Annotated in this window: 26 protein-coding genes; 17 read left to right on the top strand and 9 right to left on the bottom strand. The window is 44.9% G+C overall.

What is annotated here, in order from left to right; translation table 11 throughout:
* Nucleotides 1-59: 59 nt before the first annotated feature.
* Genes ACOJRU_RS11850 through ACOJRU_RS11835 form a run of 4 tightly spaced genes read right to left on the bottom strand, consistent with a single transcriptional unit; the run spans nucleotide 60 to nucleotide 2,576 of the window.
* Nucleotides 60-560, bottom strand: coding sequence for a hypothetical protein (locus tag ACOJRU_RS11850; protein WP_421131952.1), 501 nt, complete (start codon nucleotides 558-560; stop codon nucleotides 60-62).
* A 24-nt stretch (nucleotides 561-584) separates the two neighbouring features.
* Nucleotides 585-1,457, bottom strand: coding sequence for a hypothetical protein (locus ACOJRU_RS11845; protein WP_421131951.1), 873 nt, complete (start codon nucleotides 1,455-1,457; stop codon nucleotides 585-587).
* Nucleotides 1,450-2,067, bottom strand: coding sequence for a hypothetical protein (locus ACOJRU_RS11840; protein ID WP_421131950.1), 618 nt, complete (start codon nucleotides 2,065-2,067; stop codon nucleotides 1,450-1,452). Before ACOJRU_RS11840 ends, ACOJRU_RS11845 begins: the two co-directional genes overlap by 8 nt.
* Nucleotides 2,061-2,576: a GspH/FimT family pseudopilin gene (locus tag ACOJRU_RS11835; RefSeq protein WP_421131949.1), complete on the bottom strand. Its 516-nt coding sequence runs from the start codon at nucleotides 2,574-2,576 to the stop codon at nucleotides 2,061-2,063. The genes ACOJRU_RS11840 and ACOJRU_RS11835 overlap by 7 nt, the downstream gene beginning before the upstream one ends.
* Nucleotides 2,577-2,655: 79 nt before the next feature.
* On the opposite strand from ACOJRU_RS11835, the gene ACOJRU_RS11830 reads away from it, so the two are divergent.
* Nucleotides 2,656-3,051, top strand: coding sequence for a prepilin-type N-terminal cleavage/methylation domain-containing protein (locus ACOJRU_RS11830; protein ID WP_421131948.1), 396 nt, complete (start codon nucleotides 2,656-2,658; stop codon nucleotides 3,049-3,051).
* Nucleotides 3,052-3,071: 20 nt separating this feature from the next.
* On the opposite strand, the gene ACOJRU_RS11825 is transcribed toward ACOJRU_RS11830, so the two are convergent.
* A complete protein-coding gene (locus tag ACOJRU_RS11825) occupies nucleotides 3,072-3,638 on the bottom strand; it encodes a GspH/FimT family pseudopilin (RefSeq protein ID WP_421131947.1) in 567 nt (188 codons plus the stop codon).
* 314 nt (nucleotides 3,639-3,952) lie between these two features.
* Between ACOJRU_RS11825 and nadE the strand changes: the two genes are divergently transcribed.
* Both nadE and ACOJRU_RS11815 read left to right on the top strand, forming a co-directional pair.
* Entirely contained in the window at nucleotides 3,953-4,786 is an 834-nt protein-coding gene (gene nadE / locus ACOJRU_RS11820) for an ammonia-dependent NAD(+) synthetase (RefSeq protein ID WP_421134759.1), read from the top strand.
* Between the two features lie 5 nt (nucleotides 4,787-4,791).
* Nucleotides 4,792-5,130, top strand: a complete 339-nt coding sequence (locus ACOJRU_RS11815; RefSeq protein ID WP_421131946.1) for a P-II family nitrogen regulator — start codon at nucleotides 4,792-4,794, stop codon at nucleotides 5,128-5,130.
* A 36-nt stretch (nucleotides 5,131-5,166) separates the two neighbouring features.
* Here ACOJRU_RS11815 and ACOJRU_RS11810 read toward each other — a convergent pair whose 3' ends face one another.
* Together ACOJRU_RS11810 and ACOJRU_RS11805 are read right to left on the bottom strand one after the other, a co-directional pair.
* Nucleotides 5,167-5,652 carry an FKBP-type peptidyl-prolyl cis-trans isomerase gene (locus tag ACOJRU_RS11810; protein ID WP_421131945.1) on the bottom strand — a complete coding sequence of 162 codons (486 nt, stop codon included), beginning with the start codon at nucleotides 5,650-5,652 and terminating at the stop codon, nucleotides 5,167-5,169.
* Between the two features lie 56 nt (nucleotides 5,653-5,708).
* Entirely contained in the window at nucleotides 5,709-6,704 is a 996-nt protein-coding gene (locus ACOJRU_RS11805; RefSeq protein ID WP_421131944.1) for a YgfZ/GcvT domain-containing protein, read from the bottom strand.
* A gap of 262 nt (nucleotides 6,705-6,966) precedes the next feature.
* Here ACOJRU_RS11805 and ACOJRU_RS11800 point away from each other — a divergent pair, with 262 nt between their 5' ends.
* Nucleotides 6,967-7,122, top strand: a complete 156-nt coding sequence (locus tag ACOJRU_RS11800; RefSeq protein WP_421131943.1) for a hypothetical protein — start codon at nucleotides 6,967-6,969, stop codon at nucleotides 7,120-7,122.
* Between the two features lie 32 nt (nucleotides 7,123-7,154).
* On the opposite strand, the gene ACOJRU_RS11795 is transcribed toward ACOJRU_RS11800, so the two are convergent.
* A complete protein-coding gene (locus ACOJRU_RS11795; protein ID WP_421131942.1) occupies nucleotides 7,155-9,419 on the bottom strand; it encodes a winged helix-turn-helix domain-containing protein in 2,265 nt (754 codons plus the stop codon).
* Nucleotides 9,420-9,774: 355 nt separating this feature from the next.
* On the opposite strand from ACOJRU_RS11795, the gene ACOJRU_RS11790 reads away from it, so the two are divergent.
* The 4 genes from ACOJRU_RS11790 (at nucleotide 9,775) to ACOJRU_RS11775 (ending at nucleotide 12,215) form a co-directional block, all read left to right on the top strand.
* The gene (locus ACOJRU_RS11790) at nucleotides 9,775-10,236 is read left to right on the top strand and encodes a hypothetical protein (protein ID WP_421131941.1); all 462 of its coding nucleotides are present in this window, start codon (nucleotides 9,775-9,777) and stop codon (nucleotides 10,234-10,236) included.
* 409 nt (nucleotides 10,237-10,645) lie between these two features.
* On the top strand, nucleotides 10,646-10,897 hold the full coding sequence (locus ACOJRU_RS11785) for a succinate dehydrogenase assembly factor 2 (RefSeq protein WP_421131940.1): 252 nt from the start codon (nucleotides 10,646-10,648) through the stop codon (nucleotides 10,895-10,897).
* The gene (locus tag ACOJRU_RS11780; protein ID WP_421131939.1) at nucleotides 10,884-11,348 is read left to right on the top strand and encodes a protein YgfX; all 465 of its coding nucleotides are present in this window, start codon (nucleotides 10,884-10,886) and stop codon (nucleotides 11,346-11,348) included. Before ACOJRU_RS11785 ends, ACOJRU_RS11780 begins: the two co-directional genes overlap by 14 nt.
* 15 nt (nucleotides 11,349-11,363) lie before the next feature.
* Nucleotides 11,364-12,215 carry a MaoC/PaaZ C-terminal domain-containing protein gene (locus tag ACOJRU_RS11775; RefSeq protein ID WP_421131938.1) on the top strand — a complete coding sequence of 284 codons (852 nt, stop codon included), beginning with the start codon at nucleotides 11,364-11,366 and terminating at the stop codon, nucleotides 12,213-12,215.
* Between the two features lie 62 nt (nucleotides 12,216-12,277).
* On the opposite strand, the gene nadB is transcribed toward ACOJRU_RS11775, so the two are convergent.
* A complete protein-coding gene (gene nadB / locus ACOJRU_RS11770) occupies nucleotides 12,278-13,936 on the bottom strand; it encodes an L-aspartate oxidase (RefSeq protein ID WP_421131937.1) in 1,659 nt (552 codons plus the stop codon).
* 196 nt (nucleotides 13,937-14,132) lie between these two features.
* On the opposite strand from nadB, the gene rpoE reads away from it, so the two are divergent.
* The 9 genes from rpoE (at nucleotide 14,133) to pdxH (ending at nucleotide 22,194) form a co-directional block, all read left to right on the top strand.
* On the top strand, nucleotides 14,133-14,711 hold the full coding sequence (rpoE, locus tag ACOJRU_RS11765; protein WP_421131936.1) for an RNA polymerase sigma factor RpoE: 579 nt from the start codon (nucleotides 14,133-14,135) through the stop codon (nucleotides 14,709-14,711).
* Between the two features lie 91 nt (nucleotides 14,712-14,802).
* Nucleotides 14,803-15,387: a sigma-E factor negative regulatory protein gene (locus tag ACOJRU_RS11760; RefSeq protein WP_421131935.1), complete on the top strand. Its 585-nt coding sequence runs from the start codon at nucleotides 14,803-14,805 to the stop codon at nucleotides 15,385-15,387.
* Nucleotides 15,388-15,401: 14 nt separating this feature from the next.
* Entirely contained in the window at nucleotides 15,402-16,559 is a 1,158-nt protein-coding gene (locus tag ACOJRU_RS11755; RefSeq protein ID WP_421131934.1) for a MucB/RseB C-terminal domain-containing protein, read from the top strand.
* A complete protein-coding gene (locus ACOJRU_RS11750; RefSeq protein WP_421131933.1) occupies nucleotides 16,552-17,001 on the top strand; it encodes a SoxR reducing system RseC family protein in 450 nt (149 codons plus the stop codon). The genes ACOJRU_RS11755 and ACOJRU_RS11750 overlap by 8 nt, the downstream gene beginning before the upstream one ends.
* 222 nt (nucleotides 17,002-17,223) lie before the next feature.
* On the top strand, nucleotides 17,224-19,020 hold the full coding sequence (lepA, locus tag ACOJRU_RS11745; protein WP_421131932.1) for a translation elongation factor 4: 1,797 nt from the start codon (nucleotides 17,224-17,226) through the stop codon (nucleotides 19,018-19,020).
* Entirely contained in the window at nucleotides 19,020-19,925 is a 906-nt protein-coding gene (gene lepB, locus ACOJRU_RS11740; RefSeq protein ID WP_421131931.1) for a signal peptidase I, read from the top strand. The genes lepA and lepB overlap by 1 nt, the downstream gene beginning before the upstream one ends.
* Nucleotides 19,925-20,617, top strand: a complete 693-nt coding sequence (gene rnc / locus ACOJRU_RS11735) for a ribonuclease III (RefSeq protein ID WP_421131930.1) — start codon at nucleotides 19,925-19,927, stop codon at nucleotides 20,615-20,617. The genes lepB and rnc overlap by 1 nt, the downstream gene beginning before the upstream one ends.
* The gene (gene era / locus ACOJRU_RS11730) at nucleotides 20,604-21,518 is read left to right on the top strand and encodes a GTPase Era (RefSeq protein ID WP_421131929.1); all 915 of its coding nucleotides are present in this window, start codon (nucleotides 20,604-20,606) and stop codon (nucleotides 21,516-21,518) included. Before rnc ends, era begins: the two co-directional genes overlap by 14 nt.
* 37 nt (nucleotides 21,519-21,555) lie before the next feature.
* Nucleotides 21,556-22,194, top strand: coding sequence for a pyridoxamine 5'-phosphate oxidase (pdxH, locus tag ACOJRU_RS11725; RefSeq protein WP_421131928.1), 639 nt, complete (start codon nucleotides 21,556-21,558; stop codon nucleotides 22,192-22,194).
* The last annotated feature ends 18 nt before the right edge of the window (nucleotides 22,195-22,212 follow it).

Below are 22,212 nucleotides of genomic sequence, written 5' to 3'. Positions count from 1 at the left end.
CGATAACGAGCAGGGGCTACGTGTCTATTTCTCAATTTACGAGAATACGATAACGTTGTTTATAAGAGTGGTGTAAGTGCCGTAACATCTGACGTCTTGCTACCGTCATTACGCATAATATAAAACGTCGTTCGCCTAATAGTATGATTGGGCATTTCATGGGCCGAGGTGGTGTGTAGCGAAACGCTTACCTTTTTCACATTTGCTTTCACAACCTGCGTTCCCCATTGCCAGCCCAATTCACTTACCTGTCCAGCGTCCACCGCAACCGTGATGTTCACGTTAGCTGCGTTGGGCACCGCATAAGAGTTTGTACGTAGGGCGTCAAAAGCCGCTGCATCGTGTTCTGTATTAAAGGCTAATTGCTTAGCTTCGTTGATAAAATAGTGGTTGATAACAGTGTGGTATTGCATCGCTTTTGTATGATGTTGTAGCGCTAAAACGCCCTTTAACGACATGGTAAAAAAAGCGACAAACAAGAAGGTTGCCAAAAGTAAATCTAGCGTTGCTATGCCCCCCATTTTTGCTCGAACGCGCTTATCGTTTGGCATTATTTTCATTGGCGTGATGCCCAGTGAGGTTTGTCATGGTGCATCGTACCAACTGCCCCGAACCGAATGCGATTTCTGTAAAGCGGGGAGGTCGCGAAGCTGCTGTAAATTATCTTCATCAAAGGTTATAGCCCCCAAAATGTGTTGTGAAATAGCACGGTTAGTGACAACAGCGCCACGGATGTTTGCAGTTGGTGGAAGCGTTAGCGTTACTGAAAAGCTCGTGCTGTCATAAAGCACTACTAATCCATGCAGTGTTGCGTGTTCGCCAAACGTCATATCCCCATTTTCTACAAGCAACAGTACTGGCGCGCTCGGCGAACCTAATACAGTATTATCAGAAAGCACACAGTTGCCTACAATCCAGTAAATCGAAGATGACGTTAGGGCAGAGCAGTTCGTATCTGCACTGTGCGCGGGAAAATGCGATGGCACAAGCTGCGCCATAGGGGTATTAAACATAGCTTCCATTAAGGTTGGGCTGTTTGTATTAACGCTATGGGTGGGCAATGAGAACAGCATAGGAAAGTACACATAGCGTTGGCGCACCGAGACGTTTAGGGTGGCGTGACTTACTGATATGTTGGCAATGGTAATAGGCTGGCCATTGCGGGCTGTTTCGATTTGCGTGGCTATATGAACGCCATAGCCCTGTTTATCTAAGTCTGTAGTAGGTACCTTTAGACGTATTTGCTCTGCTATCGATTTCACAATCCGCTCAGCGTCAAACATGGCGAGTTGGTAATCAGTATCCGCCTTTTGAAGCCTTGCTTCCTCTTTCATTAATAAGGTGGCTGAAGCCAGTATCAGCGCACACACTGCCATAATGATTAGCGTTATCGACAGCACCACTATTCCTTGGCTGTGTCGTGGGGCGTTGCCCCCTTTTGTTTTACCATCAGTCATTGGATGCCTGAACGAATAGCGCAGTTGTTACTGATATTTGCGGATAATGGGCACATGACATGGCCAAGGAAACTTGATAAAGCGATGCTTCTTCAGACGTTGCATATTGGATAACCTCGAAGTGGGTTACCTTAATTGATTGAATATCATTGAGATCATGCCATCCGCTTTGGTCGCAGCTTCTGCCCGCCATACGATACTCTAGACTACCATTACGCAGTCTAAATCCGAATAGCTCAGACACCGATGCGTTATCAATCATCCCGTTCTGATTTTTGTCGTAGCTAAATAATACACAGGAAGCCGCGCGCTCTGAGGCGTGATGACTAATAGTGATTGCCGGTGATGGCCCGGTGTTACTTAAACGACTAGACGGGGAGGCGTTATAAAAGCCTGCACGTTTAAGTTGCATAGACAGCGTCGCGCGGATAAGCCGTAACTCATTGGCCAGGAATACCTGATGTTGACTGAGGGTTAGGTGATGTTTGAAGGCGGCTACACCCGTTGTAACCGACAATAAAAAACTGGTGGCGAGCGCCGAGGCAATGAGAAACTCAGTCAAGGCCATTCCGGCCACATTGTTTAGGTTCTTGATTGTAGACACTAGCATAAAGGCAACCCTGGTAGGGTTGTCAACCCACAAGCCCTTGCTCGCCCCGTATTACTCACAATGACTTTGCCGGTATAACGGTTGTTTTTTATGGTAATCGACGTGGCCGAGTTGAAACTCATTCCATGCGTTCCATCAAAGGTAATCACCTTTCTGGTGCCGCTAGAAAGCAGTATTTCAGTGTTAAGCGGGTTTAGATTGATTGCTGAACGATTACTTTGATTCTGACAACTGTTGACTACCGAACAATTGCATGTTGCAAGGGTGGTTATGCCCACGCAGCTGTTTGTTCCACCTTGCATAACAATGGTCACGGGGAGTCGATGGCTAAGGGCGTACTGCCTGCCATGCTTTAGTAGCGCCGTCACTTTGCCCAGTGATGCGATCAATGCCTCTTGCTTTTTCCACTGAATGAAAGAAGGGATCCCTTGTGAAAGAACGATCCCCATTATCATGATCAACACCATGGCTTCGAGTAATGAGAACCCTTTTTTAAGATTTAAAACCATGCTTATGTTCGGTTTGTGCCGTGGGTTATGGTTGATATGGTTTAGCTTATTCGTATTGGCAACAAAAAAGAGCTGAACCATGGAACGGAAAAATGGCATAACATTGAAAGATAATCACAAAGCGCGGGCTTACTCTCTTGTTGAACTGATGGTGGTCTTAGCCATTATTGGGATTATTGCGGCGATAACTTTGCCGAATTTGACCTTTGCTAATAACAAAGTATCTCGCTATGAAGTGATGACGTATTTATTAAGATTGCAGTTAGAGCAAGAGAACAACTGGTTATTATATGGGTACTACAAACCCTTAACAGACTTGCCTCCGCTTGCAGTGAATGGGGCAGTAATATCCACTGTCGCCCTTAGCCCTACACATTATGAGTTTAACGTGACCATGTCGTTTCTTGATGTAAGTGATACATGCAGAACGTTGACTATTACCGCAGGTTCACAGTCTCCAAGTGGATGCTGGTGACACCAACCATGAAATAACAATTAACTACAGCTTAGCGCATTACCAGCCAAATCTTCTTTCACGTTATCACCATCGCTATCAATAGCGATAGCGATGCGACCATACAGCGATAACAATAAGGCCGACGCATAACTGCTTTCGCCAGAGGACGGGCAGATGATAATAGACGCCTGAGTGCTTATCGCGCCTTGCTCATCAAAGGTAATGGCGCCCGTAATACCGCTTATGGTGTTTTGGGTATGCATGGGGTCGCTACTTGCGATGAGCACTTCGCTATTTTCTCGAGAACCATTTCCATTGCTATCGATAAACACCATTTTGGCCCTTTTCCAATCAGATACGCAGCTTGTGTAGTTTGAAGTGGGGCAAAGTGTGACGTTAGTTTGCTCATCGACCGCGGTAAATCGCGCCCGTTGCGCGACAGCACTGAGCGTATTTACGTCGCCGGTTATTCGGTTTTTGATAAGAATTGACTGAATATTTGGTGCTACCACCGTAAGTAAAATGCCCAAGATGGTGATCGTAACAAGCAACTCTAAAAGCGTAAGGCCGCGTTGATATTTAAATGGTGAAGAATGAACGTTCATTGTCGCCCTTAGTGCCAGTCACGTATGCAGTTTTGAAACTTTTTTGCCATTAACGTAAGCTAGGTTCGCTTGTATCGATATCTCTAAGGGTAAACTAAAATTACCTTTGATGGGTATATGAAAATAAATTAAAGCATTAAGTGAAATACTCAGCGCAGTCCTCAATAGGCCTTTTCAGCCGGAGCGACTACGCGGTACCTTTGATGCACAACGTGCAGGTGCGACGTGCTTAGGCATAATATTATACTAACATCTATTGCGGCTTTGTCGTAATATCGTTATTCAGAAAACATAAAATCTACGTGGACATTATGATGCAAAAACAAGCAGTTATTGAAGAAATGCGGGTACTGCCTGATATCGATGTGGAATTTGAGGTCGCCCGTCGTGTTTCATTCATTAAGAAACAACTACTTACATCAGGGTTAAACGCACTTGTCTTAGGCATTAGCGGAGGCATCGATTCGTGCACATTAGGGCGGTTAGCACAGCTTGCTGTTGACGAACTTAATGAAGAGCATCACGAGCGCTATCAGTTTATCGCCGTACGACTTCCGTACGACACCCAAGCAGATGAAGACGACGCGCAAAGCTCTATTGATTTCATTAAACCTAGCCAATCGATAGCCGTTAATGTGAGGCCTGGTGCAGACGCCATTCACGACGTTACGACAAAAGCGCTTCGTGACGCCAATTTGTTGCCTAGCAGCGAAGCTAAACAGGATTTTGTCAAAGGTAACGTGAAAGCGCGCACACGCATGGTTATTCAGTATGAAATCGCAGGCATGGTTGATGGTTTAGTGCTTGGTACCGACCACTCTGCTGAAAATATTACAGGGTTTTACACGAAGTATGGCGATGGTGCATGCGATTTAGCACCGTTGTTTGGCCTTAGTAAGCGTCAAGTTCGGGCTGTCGCTACTCATCTTGGCGCACCGCCTGCTGTTGTCAACAAAGCGCCCACTGCCGACCTAGAGTCGCTATCACCGCAAAAAGCTGACGAACAAGCGTTAGGCATGACGTATGATCAAATTGATGACTTCCTAGAAGGGAAGCCGGTTGCTGCCGATGTGGAAGAAAAATTGCTTTATATCTACGAACGTACGCAACATAAACGCGTACCAATTCCAACGATTTACGACGAGTAAAAAACATGAAGAAAATAGAAGCTATCATAAAGCCATTTAAAATGGATGATGTAAGGGAAGCGCTAGCTGAGGTAGGGATAGCCGGTATGACGGTGTCGGAAGTTAAGGGCTTCGGACGTCAAAAAGGGCATACAGAACTTTATCGTGGGGCAGAATATCAGGTAGATTTTTTACCAAAGATAAAAATTGAGCTGGTGCTAGACGATGAGCTTGTCGAGCAAGCGGTAGAGGCTATTATGACTTCTGCAAAAACAGGTAAAATTGGTGATGGTAAAATCTTCGTTTACAACGTAGAAACCGCCGTGAGAATAAGAACGGGCGAACAAAACGAAGAAGCACTTTAAATTAAAAAAGGGAGCATACATGCTCCCTTATTTTTCTTAGTGTTCGTGACCGCAGCCGCCAGCGCCATGAGCGTGACCGTGTTCAAGTTCGGTTTCTGTCGCCGCGCGAAAATCAATGACTTCCACGTCGAAGTTTAACGGAATACCTGCAAGAGGGTGGTTACCGTCAACGACCACTTCATCTTCTGTGGTTTCGATAATAATGACCGATTGTTCACCTTCTGGCGTCGTTGCTCTAAACGACATACCGACTTCAACATCCATGCCTTCAAACATTGTGCGAGGGACTTGTTGCACAAGTGCATCAACCCTTTCGCCATACGCTTTCTCAGGCTCGACAGATAAGTCGAATTTATCGCCTTTGTTTTTGCCTACCAATGCGTCTTCTAATCCTTCAATAAGAAAGCGGCGCCCGAGTAATACTACAAGCGGCTCTTTGTCTACAGAAGAGTCGAGTTGCGTACCGTCATTTGTCGATACCGTGTAATGCAACGTAACGACACTATCAGAAGTAATAGTCATAGAAATTCCTGTGTTTAGCCTAAAAAAGGCAAATGATTAAAATAGTTTGCTTACGACTACCTGCGTTTCTTCACAATATTGCTGGTAGCTTGCTCAATGCTGTAAGGCAATGTACAAGGGTAACAGGTAATGGAAGGGTTTTCAGCTAGGCGATGGATATCGTCGCTCGAGGTATCGTTGGCGACAACGGCCATAAACCACGTTTCGTTCCCGAGTGTCGCGGCAGTAATGACGGTACCGCCAGAGCGCCAATGCTCTCCTGCCATTTTCTCAATGCTATCACCTATATTAACGGGCACGGCGCTGTCTATGTGAAAGGCAAACGCAGCACGCTTGTTTTTACCAAGAAATCGCGTGCGCGCGACGACTTCCTGCCCCATGTAGCATCCCTTATCGAAATCAATACCGTTTATGGCCTGCACATTAAACATTTGAGGCACGTACTCACCAACAGTTGACCCACTGATATCAGGAATAGCGTCTTTGATACGAAGGGCATTCAGAACGCTGTGGTCGTAGACTTCAATATTTTGTTCAGCAATATTGCTAAGGAATATCGACGCGACTTCACTGCGAAGTACTACGTAATAGCCCGATGTCGTAAGGTCGCTTTTAAAAATGAAGCCATCTTTCGATGTTACTTTTGCTAATGGTTCAGTCGGTAATGAAGAGAACAGTGAAAGGCACAGCGTTTCTGCCAATGCATTGCTTACATACAGCTGCGTATAGTGATTACTCTCATCGGTAATATCGACTTTTGAGAACACGCCATATTTATTAAGTTCTGCGAGGCTTTTTGCTCCCGCGTCTTTGTTGACTACTATCGCGACACCATCATCAAACCGTGTGACAAACGATAGCGACCACGCTTTCCCTTTATTGTCACAATGGGATGAATAGCGAACGCTGTCGTCACTTAACTGATTTATATTTACCGTTAATTGGCCGTGCAAATAACTATCTGCTTGCTCGCCGTGAGCGTAAATAAACATATTGTCTTGTAAGCTGACAGCGAATGCTTCAGGTAATGTGTCTAGCTTCGTGGCGTTCATGATTTGTTTCCCATCAATAGTGATAACTAATATGGTAAGGCAGTTATTTCTGTTATCAAGGTGTACCGTTAATTATTTACACGCTCGTGTTGTTAACCTCACTGTTTTTAATCAAGCGCTATTATACTTTCGCAAAGCATAACTTTTTACTTTAGTCATAAGACCAATCCACTGAAAATTAAATGAATAATGCTATTTGTTGCGAATATGATGACTAGAAGAGAGAAGCAGTACCAAAAGTTTCTTGCTGAACGGCGCTAATGTGCGTGAAGCGGACCTTAGCGCAATGCATTTTCTACTCTATTGGTCAGTAGATTTAGATGAAATTTATTGCCACACTGTGAAGCCAAGTTATGGCAAGAACGCTATTGCTAGCAGCTTGGGCATGCGCGGTAAGCCGTCATTCAAACGCCGTTAATGGCCTATTGGCTATATTTACCTGTAGCGGTGTCAACCTGACACCGCTTCTTCATACCTGTTTTTAAACCCAGACTGCTTCGCCCATACAGGGTAAGCTTCAATGAAAGTCTTTAGTGCATTGTTAATGTTAGGTACTGGTTCAGAAGAAAGCTGAAGTAGTGCTAACGCAGCCTCCGCATTGTGACTATTTACCATTGGAGTAACTGTGTTTAGCGAAGGGAAATGGGCGTGAATTACGTCAAAGCCAATATCCTCTTGCTGTGTCGCTATATATCCCTTAGTGAGCAATGGAATAACACTGAACGCTTGCGTCTGCTTTTGAAGAAGCGGCTCCATAAGTGCGATATCTGTAATGCCAATCGCTTTTCTCTCTAGTCTGCTTCCATGGGTTTTCCAGAACCTAGCCATAGTGGTATCACCTAGCAATGAGGCGGTATGGGTAAACCACTGGTCCGCTTTATTTGCGTTGCCCTGTGCTGAGTAAAGCGTGCCAAGATAAGCGGCGTTAATCGTTGAAAGTGGGTCAATAGACAAACAGGCTTCCATAACATCGATGGCGTCATTCTTGTTGCCCTGTAACGCCAGCACTCTTGCCTTCCACACATAAGCCCATGTATATGCACTATCTAACTCTAACGCATTATCGAGCGCAGCCAATGCTAGCGTAGTTTCACCTCGCCAATAATGCACAATAGCAAGATTAACATTCACCCATGGTGACAAAGGCTCTATTTCACGTGCTTGTTGTGCAAACGCTAATGCGCTATCGGGTGATAGTTGCGCTAGCGCCAGTTCCGAATGTAAGTAAAGACTAGTTGGATTGTTTGCATTCTCGCTCAAAACACGATTTAGCGATGCGTGAGCTTTTTTGAAGTCAAAACTGAGGGTTGCCAAAATAGCAGTAGCATTGTGAGCATTAGCGTCGTTTGGGTTTAAACGCAGTGCACTATCAATAGCAGCCCTTGCCTTAGGCAAAGCCTGCTCTTGGGGTATGTACAAATCATAAAAATTATACCGCGCATAAATATACGCCAGACTACCATAAGCAGCGGAAAACGTAGGGTCGTAATTAACGGCGTCTAAAAACGCGGCTTCTGCTTTACTAAACCACTCGCTGGTAGTGCCATTCATCCACCAATAAGTGCCTTTTAGATACGCTTGGTAGGCAGCGGCATTGTCGGTGATCCCTGCCTTTATTGGCGCCTTAGATGAAGAGTGCGTGCTGGAAACCTGCGCAATAATTGCATTGGATATTTCAAGCTGTACTTTAAGTAAGTCATTGATGGTGACATCATACTGAGCAGTCCATAACGCTTTGTCTTCAAAAGGTGCAATGAGCCTTACGGATATTCTAAAGTTCTGGTTAATACGCCTAACGCTTCCCTCAAGCGCGTAACTTACGTTTAAGGCTGTGGCTATGTCGGCGAGAGAAAGTCCTTTCTTGGTCAGCGCCAACGTAGAGTATCGAGAAGGTACGTTAAAGCCAGGCGTCGTCGATAAGCTCGAAATTATCTCCTCGGTAAGCCCAAGAGAAATATACGAAGAGTCTGCATCATCTGAAATCTGACTAAAGGGCAGTATTGCAATAGAATTGCTCTCTAGCGACGCTCGGTTAGTGCTGTCTACCAACGGATTGTTAATCGATGTGAATACCCATGTGATTAAGGTTGCGATAACCGCTACTACCAGCATACCTACTGGTAACCAAAACTTCTTGTTCTTTTTTAATGTGCTCTTCTGTATAGATTGTTGGGAGCTTTGATGAGAGCTTTGGTGAGAGTTTTGACGGGGGCTTTTTCCGTTTTTCGCAGAAGACTCTTCGGCCCCCTCGCTGTGCGGCGTCGAGTAAATATCCACACCACTATCAGATTTTTTGACACTTTCCAAAGAGCCTGTGTTTGAGCCAGCGCTCGAGTCTCTGCTTGAGCCTTTGTTTACATCTTTATTTAAAAGTGGAGTACTGTTTTCGATAGATGTGGCTGCAGACTTTTGGTTTTTTTCCCTGTTTTGATCCTCCGTATCGCCTCTCGCCTTATCGTTCATGTTAAAGACTGCTTGATTTAAAAAGGACTTATTTGCAGTGCTCATAGTTGCTGATAGCTCAACAGGCGTTACCGTAAGCTTGTAGCCTAGTTTTGGTATAGTTTTGATCAGCCGCTTCGATTTATTATCGTTTAGCGCATGTCGCAACTGAGAGATAACGCGTGACAGGGCTTCATCAACAACAATTCGTTCTCCCCACACCACCTTGTGCATGTGCTCTCTACTCACTGCCTCGGGTGCATTTTCTGCCAAAACTTTTAACACTTTTATGCATTTTGGCTCAATTTTCACAGTGCTATCATCGCTGGAAATCGTATTATCCGCGGTATTAACAATATAATTTTCAATACTAAATAGCGTAGACGGCACCAAACGACCTCATTTCAAAAAACATAAACATCTGAATTGATTAAACTAAAACAGAAAAATAATGAACATTAGGTTTTCATTAGAAAGAAATTTGTTCGTAATTATCTTTTCATCATGTAATTAAATCGAAATTCACTATTCTCCGATCATCGTTTAACAAAACGTTAACCAGCGTCTGACTCACGGCAACGCGATTAGACTAAAAGCAATCAACTAGCGCGACAAGTGGAAATTTATCATGACTAAACTTTTAACCTTAGCAGCCACACTTCTTTTTGCGACTACTGCGTTAGCGCAAACTAACAATAACGTTTATAAGCTTCGCACCACCGTAGAAGATGTTTACGGCGTTCAGGAAATAGAGAACGGTAATTATACAGATGGCATCCGCAAATTAAATGCGCAATTAGCGCGCACTTCTGTAATGACCAAGCAGGCTCCACTGCACACTAACTTGTGTGTTGCACACATCGCAACAGGCAATTTAAAAGCAGCCCAAACCCATTGTGCAAAAGCTGTTGACCAGTCAGGTAATAAAAGCATCGCGCTAAACAACCTAGCAGTGTTGAATTGCTTAGAAAACAAAGCCACCCTGTGTGTTGAGAATTTCGAGCGCTCAGTTGCAGCAAATAAGTTCAATCGCTTTTCATCAAATAACTTAACGCTTGCGAATACTCGCCTTCAAATTTCTAAAAACTAGCACAATATTTCGTTCTTCGGTTGAATAGCTTTATTTAGAGCGAAGCGTGAAGTAATAACATGAGGCAATGGCGTTAGTCATTGCCTTTTTTGGTGCCAGCCTACTTTAAAACACAGGCCTACCGTGCTTTCTTTTCCCCGCTCGATTTCACCGGCAAACTCAAAAATGAAAAACCTAGCGCCTGAAGGTCTAATGTTTGTCTGAAGCTGCCTTTGAAATAACGAATAGGAAAGTATGATACTTTTCTGTAAATCTCCACGTTGCTCAGTGATTAAAAAAAATCATTTAGATAAAGAGGTGCGGCAACCGCTGCTATACATGAATAAATGTAAACCTGCTAATAAGGTCAGTGATCCCAAACGTAATACCGTGGTATTATTTGTAATGTGTTAAAAAACTGAAGTTAACTATGTTTGAACCAAAACGATTAGCAAGACTTAAATGGGCATGCCGAAGAGGGATGCTTGAGCTTGATGTGCTTTTACTTCCTTTTGTGGAGCAAGCGTTTGATTCATTAGACTATGAACAACAAGAAACGTTTGAACGCTTACTTACCAGTGACGATCCCGACTTGTTCGCGTGGATAATGGGTCATCAAAAGTGTGACGATCCGGCACTTGCTGATATGGTGGCTACCGTAGTCAACCGTGTCAAAGTATAGAATAGAGATTGCGACCAGCGCCCATAGAAAGCGTTACGCTGTACTAGGTTTCGTGGGCGCCATTCTTCTCAGTCTAAGCGTGTTGCCAGAGCAGTTCTGGCTAGTACTCTCTGCGTGGTATGTGTTTACCGTCGTTATGCTTTGTTTCGGTTGGTTTTGTTACGCAAACGGTTACAAAACTTTTCGTCATAATGATGTATTTACCTTAACGTCAAATGCTAGACTGCGCCCCCTTATTGTATGTGGAGTAGACGTTGATGCTCCCGATATGCAAATCCACGGCAGTTCCTTGCTGTTCCCTTGGGGAGTAGCGCTGAACGTAGCGCGTGTGAAGCACCATTTATGGGCAAAATCTTCGATGCATTATCGCTGGGTGTTAAAAGGTGAATGTACCAATGCTGACTACCGGCGGTTATGCAGAGCCGTTATTTTTGCTCAGAAGCAAATTTAAAAAGGAAAAGATAGAATGTTGCGCGAGTACGCAAAAGCATTGACGAAGCGTGTTGATACACGAGCACTTATGCAATTCAAACCCCCAACGTTACCCTCACGAATCTATACAAAGACACTGCGCATTGATAATGCGCATTACGGTAAATATTGTGAAGAAGTTAACTGGGGACGCGTTGACACCCTACATCCGCTTTATCTTCAGATGCTGTCGTTGCCGCTGCAAATGCAGTGTTTACTTGACAAGAAAAGCCCGTTCCCGCTGTTAGGTCTTATCCATGCCGCTAATAGTATTATTATCAATGATGATATCGACATTAGTGAGCCATTAGAATGCCGCGTGAAATTTTCCGACGTAAGGCCACATAGTAGAGGGTGGGATGTCGATATCGAGCTTATTGCTTTGCAAGGTGGGCGTTGTGTCTATACGGCTGTTAGTACTTACCTTGTAAAAGTAAAAGCAGTGCATGTTGCACCGCGCGCCCCTGTGGTCGGTAATGAACTCGCCTGCGACGGAAGTGACAGTACACTCATCGATACGCTAAGTATAAATAGCGATACAGGACGAAAGTACGCCAAAATCTCAGGTGATTACAATCCCATTCATTTATATGGACTTACGGCCAAATTATTTGGTTTTAAGAAGCCAATCGCACATGGTATGTGGACGCTGGCAAACGCAGTGTCAAGTTTCGCGAATGCCACGGGTAAGTCATTCTATCGCGTTGATTGCCGTTTTAAACGGCCCGTTTTTTTACCCGCTAATGTTGATGTGATAACCGAGTGCTTCACCGATGAAAACGTAAAACTTTCCATTGTTGGTCACAAAAACCAAGAGCCGCATGTCGAGTGCTCTGTCAGCTTTTAATATAAACACGCATTAAAGGCTGCAATATCGTTAGATAGCGCAGTCCTTAATGGCAATAGCGGTTAAATGAGACTGCCCGCGACAACACGATTACGTTGCTCTTCAGGTGTCAGTATTGTAGGTCCGGCGTTTTCACGTTGAGCGGGGTGGTCAAGATTAAAATGTAAGCCTCGACTTTCTTTACGCTGCATAGCACAGCGAACAATCAGCTCTGCAACGGTCACCAGGTTTCTTAATTCAAGCAGATTATTACTTACTCGGAAGTGGGCATAGTATTCGGCGATTTCTTGCTCGAGCAAATTAATTCTGCGCATCGCCCGCTCTAGGCGTTTATCGGTTCTAACAATGCCAACGTAATCCCACATAAATAAACGCAACTCGTGCCAATTGTGCTGAATGATGACTTCTTCATCAGAGTTTGATACTTGGCTTTCATCCCACGGCGGAATGGGCTCTTCAAGCGCAATGTTATTTAAGTTGGCAACAATATCATCCGCCGCCGCGCTAGCGAAAACAATACACTCTAACAGCGAATTAGATGCCATGCGGTTAGCCCCGTGTAGACCGGTGTAGGCGACTTCACCGATAGCATAAACATTATGCAAGTCGGTTTTAGCGTTAAAGTCTGTCATTACGCCGCCACAGCTGTAATGCGCAGCGGGAACTACCGGTATGGGTTCACGGGTTATATCAATACCAAGCGAACGACACTTTCTGTAGATATTAGGAAAGTGCTTAACAATAAAGTCTGCAGGTTTGTGGCTGATATCTAAATACATGCAATCGGCGCCAAGGCGCTTCATTTCAAAATCGATAGCGCGCGCAACAACATCTCGTGGTGCCAAGTCGCCGCGTTCGTCAAATTTATGCATAAACCGGGTGCCATCAGCATGGCACAGGTTTGCACCTTCGCCTCGAAGCGCCTCGGTGATCAGAAAGTTTCTTGCTTGCGGGTGGTATAGACAAGTAGGGTGGAACTGATTGAATTCCATATTCGCCACGCGACATCCTGCGCGCCAGGCCATGGCAATACCGTCGCCACTGGACACATCAGGGTTAGATGTATATTGATATACTTTACTGCCGCCACCGGTTGCAAGTGCAATAAAGGGGGCACGGATAACTTCTACGTGCTCTTGTTGTCTGTTCCAGACATATGCACCCACACAGTGACCTTCCTTTTCTTTTGAAGCAATCAGGTCAATGGCGTTATAGCGTTCAAATACGTGGATGTTTGGGTGTGATGATACTGCATCATTTAAGGTGATTTGAAGCGCTTCGCCGGTGGCATCCGCCGCATGAAGAATACGTCTGTGGCTGTGTCCACCTTCTCGTGTAAGGTGGAAACGCTCTTCTCCGCTCTCGGTTTTTTCGGTATCAAACGGAACGCCATAGCCTATCAACCAATTTAATGCCGCTTTGGCTCGTTCTGTGGTAAACCGCACTGCCGGCTCGTCACACAGCCCACCGCCAGCATTAAGCGTATCTTTTACATGTGCATCTATAGAATCTTGTTCATCAAACACCGCTGCAATGCCACCTTGCGCATATCGTGTAGAACCTTCATTTCTATCGCTTTTGCTAAGCACAATAACCTGGCAGTGGTCGGCTAACTTTAATGCAAGGCTTAGACCCGCTGCGCCGCTGCCTACGATAAGAACATCACAACGATGTTCTATTGCGTTCGATGTTGAAGTAAGTGAAGATGAAACAGATTTCATGTATTTTACACAAATTAATATAAACAAACGTTCGGCAAGTCTAATGGATGGGGTGTAAAACACAATGATTCAAAGGTGTTACGCCGCGCTTTTTTACTATTTTTTAATACTTGAACAGAACTTTTTGTTTTAGAACACGTCTATACCTGTGCTTGTTAGAGCTTATGGGTATGTGAAGTAGGGAGTACAAGCTCGAATGAGCGAGCAGATTACCGATCAACAACTGGTCGAAAAAGTACAGCACGGCGACAAGAATGCATTCAATCTACTGGTAACACGTTATCAGCATAAAGTGATGCATTTAGTCTCGCGCTATGTGAAAAATACGGGTGATGTCGCGGACGTTACCCAAGACGCTTTTATTAAAGCATATCGAGCACTACCGAATTTTAGAGGCGATAGCGCATTTTACACGTGGTTGTATCGCATCGCTGTCAACAGCGCGAAAAACTATCTGGTTGCTCAGGGGCGTAAGCCGCCTGCGAGCGATGTTGATGCTGAAGATGCTGATTATTACGAAGGAAGTGATGCATTACGAGAGCAAACCACGCCAGAGCGTAGTTTGTTGTCAGACGAAATTGAAGAAACACTTTTTAAAGTAGTAGAGAAGTTACCTGACGATTTACGCATGGCGATTACGCTGCGTGAAATTGAGGGGCTAAGCTACGAAGAGATTGCTAATGTAATGTCTTGCCCGGTTGGTACGGTTAGGTCTCGTATTTTCAGAGCGCGAGAGGCGATTGATAAGGTTATTCAGCCTTTGTTAGAAAATTAATTTCAAATACGATGAACTTTCTTAGTATTGAGATGACTAACAGCTGTGTTAAGGTATAAAAATGGTCGTTGAAGATCAGGAATCGAATTTTATGACGCAACAGCAAGAAAAAATGTCCGCATTCATGGATGGTGAATTAGACGGCGACGCAATCATTGATGCGATCAAAATGGATGAGGAACTTCAAGCGAAATGGCAACGTTACCACGTAGTTCGCAGTGCAATGCGAAAAGAGGCAAGCGTAGCACCTCAGCTTGATATTACAGCCCGTGTTGCTGCTGCGCTTGACGATGAGCCTGCAATTGTGGCGCCGAAGCGCTCACGCTGGCGTGCATTATCGAGTGTGAGTAATGTTATTCCATTTGCTAAGCAGGGTGGTCAGTTTGCGATGGCTGCTTCAGTAGCCGTAGCAGTTATTCTTGGTGTTCAGCACTTCAACCAGCCTGCTCCATCTGAGCCATTCTCGACATTTTCTACAGGAAATCCGCAAGGTGGTTTAGCGCCGGTTAGCCTTGAGCAAACGCGCACCCTTCCTCGCAACGATATGAATGAAGTGTTGGAGAAAAAGCGCAAGATTAATGCGCTTATTGCAGACCATGAGCAACAGGTTAAATTGAAACAGGTTGACGGTTCTGAACAAGATAAAAAAGAGGCAGCTGAAAACGAGCGCCCCTAAATAAGTGGATTTTAATGAAAGTTATCACTGTTAAAAACGTACCAGCCGTCGCGCTGGTACGTTTGTTTTTACCCTCGCAAAAGTGCATTCATACTGTGCAAAAATGTGTCGGCACTATGCTGTTTGCATTATGTTCAACAGCTAGCATAGCGCAAGACGTAGAGACTGCGTTGCCAGAGACATCAATGATGCCTGCAAGTAGCGACACAAGCGAACCTGCTGCGCCTGAATCGCCTGACAGTTCAGCGAATAATGCACCGCAAGGCGATGAAGTGATGTCTACGTCGCAATGGCTTGCGCGCCTTAGTAATGCAGTACGAACCACTAACTTTGAGCTGAGCTTCGTGCAAAGCAGAGCGGGCAGCGAAACCATTCCCTTTTTGTGGCGTCATGGCATTTTAGACGACGGTACACAAGTCGAACAATTGAATTTACAAAACGGCCCTGGAAGAGAGCAAATAAGGGTAAATGATGTTGTGAGCGTGTTTGAGCCCGACGTTTCCCCTTACAGCTTTCGCTCTCAGTTTGTTAATGGACCAATTCCTAGCGAACTACTGTATTCGCCTGAAAATTTGAAGACAGCTTATGAGTTTGTATCGGTAGGGCGAGCACGTATTGCGGGCAGGCCCGCACAGCAAATTAGGATTATTAGCCGGGATAACACCCGCTTTAGCTATCAACTTTGGCTTGATGAAGCAACGGGCATGCTGCTTAAACTTAATATGCTAGACGTAAAAGGCGGCGTGTTAGAACAAATTCAGGTCACATCATTAAATGTTACACCCGAGCCAAACGAGTATTTTTCACGTATAAACAACGCATTGTTACCCGGGCCTATGGTGCTTACACGAAAGCAAGCACAGGAACACCAATGGGACGTCGGTTATTTGCCGGTGGGAATGAAGGAAGTCAGACATGATACGCGCAGGCTCGCGCTTACCGGGCAAGTTGTAGAGTATAAGATGTTTAGTGACGGTTTAGTTGATATTTCTGTCTATGTGCAACGAGCTCAAGATGCGGTGGGAGAGGATATGGTATTACGCAACGATTTGAGTACATTCTTAACACTTACCGACGGCAAAGCGCAGGTTACCGTGGTGGGGGAAATTCCTTTGCAGACGGCAAATGCAATTGCGACATCGTTAAAAGCATCAGAAGATAAAAATGATTAAAGAGACCGCAACCGTCGTAGCAATTGATGGAGACACCATTGTTGTTGAGGCGGCTATCAAATCAACATGTAATAGCTGTCAGTCACAAAGCGACTGTGGAACGGGCGTTGTTTCTCGAGCGCTAGCGCCAAAAACGCAACAATTGGCGCTTACGTCTCCCATGCCTGTTCGTATTGGTCAACAAGTAACGGTTGGTATTCCTGAAGAGGGAATACTCACCGCTTCAGCATGGCTTTATTTACTTCCTCTTGTGGTTTTTATAGTTGGGTTTTCGGTATCCAGCTATGCAATGCCATTGTTATCGCTGACGCATGAACTGTGGGCGGTGCTTCCCTCGTCGTTGCTTACGCTAATTGCCTATCGCACTATTGCTGCTAGGCTATCTCAACTGGACAAGACTAAGTTTCAACCTGTACTTTTAGTAGGGCCTTCAGCACCATAGTGCAGGTTAACGGCCCTCTATTAAACGATGCATCTGTCGGCATAGCTGCGGTTATTTTAACGTTAATCCTATTATTTGATGAAGTAGTCGAAGATAACCCACTAGGTAATTCGCTTTTCCCTTAAGAAATGGGTAAAATCCGCACGCGCCACGCAAACCCTTACGTCGGTTTGTCAGTATTTTTTAGTTTAATGAATTTTTCTGCAGGTAATTCCCAGCATTATGCAACAATCGCACATTCGTAACTTCAGTATAATCGCCCACATCGACCACGGTAAGTCAACGTTGTCTGACCGCTTAATCCAGCATTGTGGAGGGCTAACCGATCGCGAAATGGCCGAGCAAGTTCTTGACTCAATGGATTTAGAGAAAGAGCGCGGAATTACCATCAAAGCGCAAAGCGTGACGTTACACTACACCGCACAAGATGGCGAAACGTATCAGCTTAACTTTATCGACACGCCGGGACACGTTGACTTCACGTACGAAGTATCTCGCTCTTTAGCGGCCTGTGAAGGGGCATTGCTAGTTGTCGACGCAGGGCAAGGTGTAGAAGCGCAAACGCTCGCGAACTGCTACACGGCCATTGAAATGGATATGGAAGTCGTTCCTATTTTGAACAAAATCGATTTACCGCAAGCCGATCCTGATCGTGTTGCAGAAGAAATTGAAGACATTGTTGGTATCGACGCAATAGACGCGGTTCGCTGTTCAGCGAAGACGGGGATTGGCATTGACGAAGTGCTTGAAGTTATCGTAAACAAAATCCCCCCTCCAGGTGGTGACAGAGAATCGCCATTAAAAGCGCTTATTATCGACTCTTGGTTTGATAACTATCAAGGCGTGGTGTCGTTAGTGCGCATCGTTGAAGGGCAGCTTTCAAAGAAAGACAAAATTCAAATTATGTCCAACGGGCAAACACACCAAGTAGATAAAATTGGGGTGTTCACACCTAAAGCGCTAGACACAGGCGTACTTCGCGCAGGTGAAGTAGGCTTTATCATTGCTGGTATTAAAGATATTCAGGGCGCACCCGTGGGCGATACCATAACGCTTGCAAGAGACCCTGCTACTGACATGTTACCTGGCTTTAAAAAGGTTAAACCTCAAGTTTATGCAGGTATCTTCCCAATAAGCTCAGACGATTATGAAGATTTCCGAGATGCTTTGGCTAAATTAAGCCTTAATGATGCGTCATTGTTTTACGAACCAGAAAGCTCTGCAGCCCTTGGTTTTGGTTTCCGCATAGGCTTCCTTGGCATGCTTCATATGGAGATAATCCAGGAGCGCCTAGAACGAGAATACGACCTAGGGCTTATTACAACCGCACCAACTGTAATTTATGAAGTAGAAACCACGAAAGGCGAAGTGATGACCGTTGATAGTCCGGCAAAATTGCCGCCTGTTAATGATATTGCTGAAATGCGAGAACCCTTGGTAGAAGCAAATATTTTGGTACCACAAGAGTTCTTGGGTAACGTTATTACGTTGTGCGTAGAAAAACGCGGTATGCAGACCAACATGACCTATCACGGAAAGCAGGTTGCAGTTACCTACGAATTACCGATGGCTGAAGTGGTACTTGATTTCTTCGATAGACTTAAATCAACAAGCCGTGGTTTTGCGTCGTTAGACTACAACTTCAAACGTTTCCAAGCATCAGACATGGTTCGCGTTGATATTCTCATTAATGGTGAGCGAGTTGATGCGCTAGCGGTTATCACGCACAGAGAAAACTCGCAGAGCCGTGGTAGAGAGTTAGTCGAAAAGCTTCGCGAACTTATCCCACGTCAAATGTTCGATATCGCGATTCAAGCGGCCATTGGCAACCATATTGTCGCAAGAAGTACCGTGAAACAATTACGTAAAAACGTTATAGCAAAATGCTACGGCGGTGACGTTAGCCGTAAGAAGAAGCTACTTCAAAAGCAAAAAGAAGGTAAGAAGCGAATGAAACAAGTGGGTAACGTTGAACTCCCTCAAGACGCATTCCTTGCAATATTGAAGGTAGGTAAGTAATGGCGAATTACTTTTCACTGATTTTAGTAGCGCTAACCCTTGTCACGGGCTTAGTTTGGCTGTTTGATAGCCTTTTCTTTGCTAAGAAGCGTAAAGCAAAATTACAGGCTGAGGCCAATGCGTCTGGTGCATCGTATGGTGAAGACCCGCAACTACCTTATTTGGTTGATACGTCTCAGCAAATTTTCCCGGTTATTGCGTTTGTATTGGTGTTGCGCTCGTTTATTTATGAGCCGTTTCAAATACCTTCAGGCTCAATGATGCCAACGTTATTAGTGGGCGATTTTATCCTCGTTGAAAAGTTCTCTTATGGCATTAAAGACCCGGTTTTTAGAAGTAAATTAGTAGAGACTGGCGTACCAGAGCGCGGCGATGTAGTGGTGTTTAAATATCCAGAAGATACATCAGTTGATTACATCAAGCGTGTGATAGGCATGCCAGGCGATACGGTGGTGTATCAAAATAAGCAAGTTTACATCAAGCCAAAGTGTGTTGATGCAAGCAATAATTGCGGAAAATTGACAGCCGTTCCTCTTACTTTCAAAGAGCGTGGAGAGTTTGTTCAGGATATGGCAAAGCTAATGCGTTATACCGAAGACTTAGACGGTAAACAGCACGATATTCTTCGCCATCCAATGCGCGATATTTCTCCGGCTAATTTTTATACTCAACCGGGTACAAGAAGTAACGAGTGGATTGTACCGGAAGGTCAGTATTTCGTATTAGGTGATAACCGCGATAACAGCAGAGACAGCCGCTTTTGGGGTTTTGTACCTGATGAAAACCTAGTGGGTAAAGCGGTTGCGATCTGGATATCGTTTGAATTCGAGCGTAACGCCTCAGATATGCTTCCAACGTGGATACCTACGGGTATACGCTTTGAGCGAGCAGGTGGCATTCGTTAATGCTAGGTATCGACAAATATCGTCGCCTTTACAAGGCGATAGGCTATACATTTACCAATACAGAGCTGCTTGAGCAGGCGCTCACTCATAGAAGCGCGGCTAAACAACACAATGAACGTCTTGAGTTTCTGGGCGATGCTATTTTAGGCATGATCGTTGGTGAAACCCTGTATAAACGATTTCCCCAAGAGCCCGAGGGTAAGTTAACGCGTATGCGCTCGACGTTAGTTAAAGGTGAAACCTTAGCTGAGCTCGCGCGTGAAACGAGTATGGGAGAATTGCTTAAACTTGGGCCAGGTGAGTTGAAAAGCGGTGGCCATAGGCGAAGCTCAATACTTGCAGACGTGGTAGAAGCCGTTTTAGGTGCAATATACCTCGATGCAGGTATGGATGCGGTACGAGGCGTTATCGATAGGCTTTGGGCCTCGCGTATTGAGAAGCTAGACCCTAACGCGCACCCGAAAGACAGTAAAACCCGGCTGCAAGAATTTCTTCAAGGTAAAAAGCTCCCGCTTCCTACCTACGAAGTTATTACTATTAGCGGGAAAGATCATGCCCAAACCTTTGAAGTAAGTTGTACGGTGGACAACTTATCAGTACCTGTCAAAGCGACAGGGAACAGCCGCAGAAAAGCGGAACAAGAAGCCGCACGTCTTACTCTGGAGAAGCTTGAAGATAATGGAAGCAAATAATTTAACACGCTGTGGCCTCATCGCCATAGTCGGCAGACCGAACGTTGGTAAATCAACGTTACTCAATCGATTGCTAGGGCAAAAGGTATCAATTACCTCGCGTAAACCTCAAACCACACGACACCGTATTCTTGGCATAGACACCGAAGGTGACTATCAAGCGATTTATGTCGACACACCAGGGTTACACCAAGATGAGAAGCGCGCTATAAATCGCTACATGAACCGCGCGGCATCGAGTTCACTCGGTGAAGTAGGGCTTGTACTGTTTGTTGTCGAGGGCGATCGTTGGAATAGCGACGATGAAATGGTGCTGTCGAAGGTGAAAAACTCAGGGCTACCTTGCTACCTTATCGTTAACAAAATGGATAAGGTGGAAAACAAGGAAGGGTTTATAGATCATCTCAAGGCGTTGGCGGAAAAACACCAGTTCGAGCATGTTATCCCCATTAGCGCTAAGCAGGGCAAAATGGTCGATGATATTCGAAGCCTAGTAGCAAAGTCGTTGCCAGAAAATCCGTTTTTCTTCCCCGAAGAGTATGTCACTGACCGTTCAAGTCGCTTTATGGCGGCTGAAATTATCCGCGAAAAACTAATGCGTTTCACTGGCGATGAACTTCCTTACTCAACGACCGTAGAAATAGAGCAATTTAAACTTGCTGAAAACGGTATTTACCGAATCAGCGGGCTAATTTTGGTAGAAAGAGAAACCCAAAAGCGCATGATTATTGGTAAAGGCGGGAAACACCTAAAAACTATTGGTGAGCAAGCGCGAAGAGATATGGAAAACTTGTTTGATAACAAAGTGTTTCTCGAGCTTTGGGTTAAGGTTAAACAAGGCTGGGCTGATGATGAAAGGGCATTGCGTTCTCTAGGATATGGCGACGAGAATAGCTTTTAATCATTGCCGCGTTTAGTGTTTTTTTTATGAGGTGTGTATGGCCATTTCAGATTTACGCAGGCAATATTCCAAAGGCTCGTTAGACGCAGATGCGCTAACAGATACGCCTTTCGATTTATTTAACGCATGGTTAAAAGACGCTATTGATGCAGAGATTCCCGACCCTACTGCAATGACCGTTGCAACGGTCGATGCATCAGGGCAGCCATCGCAACGCATTGTATTACTGAAAGAAGTTAACGACGATGGTTTTGTTTTTTTTACGAACCTAGGCAGTCGTAAAGCGAAAGAGTTAAGCGAAAATCTTAAAGTAAGCTGCCATTTTCCATGGTTTTTTATGGAAAGGCAGGTGCGCGTGTGTGGTGTTGCTGAAAAACTATCATTAAAAGAAAATGCACAATATTTTTTCTCTCGCCCGAAAGATAGTCAGCTTGCAGCATTTGCATCGAAACAAAGCCAGCCGATAAACAGCAAAGCGTTATTACTTACCCAATTTCAGCAAATGAAAGACAAATTTGCGAACAAGGCGTTACCTACGCCCGACTTTTGGGGCGGGTTTCGTATTGTTCCACATCAGATAGAGTTTTGGCAGGGTGGTGAAGACAGACTGCACGATAGGTTTGAATACAACCTTCAAGATAACGGTACGTGGTCAACACAGCGTCTAATGCCGTAGTGCCGGTGTTGTTATTCT

It is taken from the genome of Alteromonas algae (genome assembly GCF_049117195.1).
Classification (GTDB): domain Bacteria; phylum Pseudomonadota; class Gammaproteobacteria; order Enterobacterales; family Alteromonadaceae; genus Alteromonas.
Note: the sequence above shows the minus strand (reverse complement) of the source record. Positions and strands in the feature narration are given on the sequence as shown.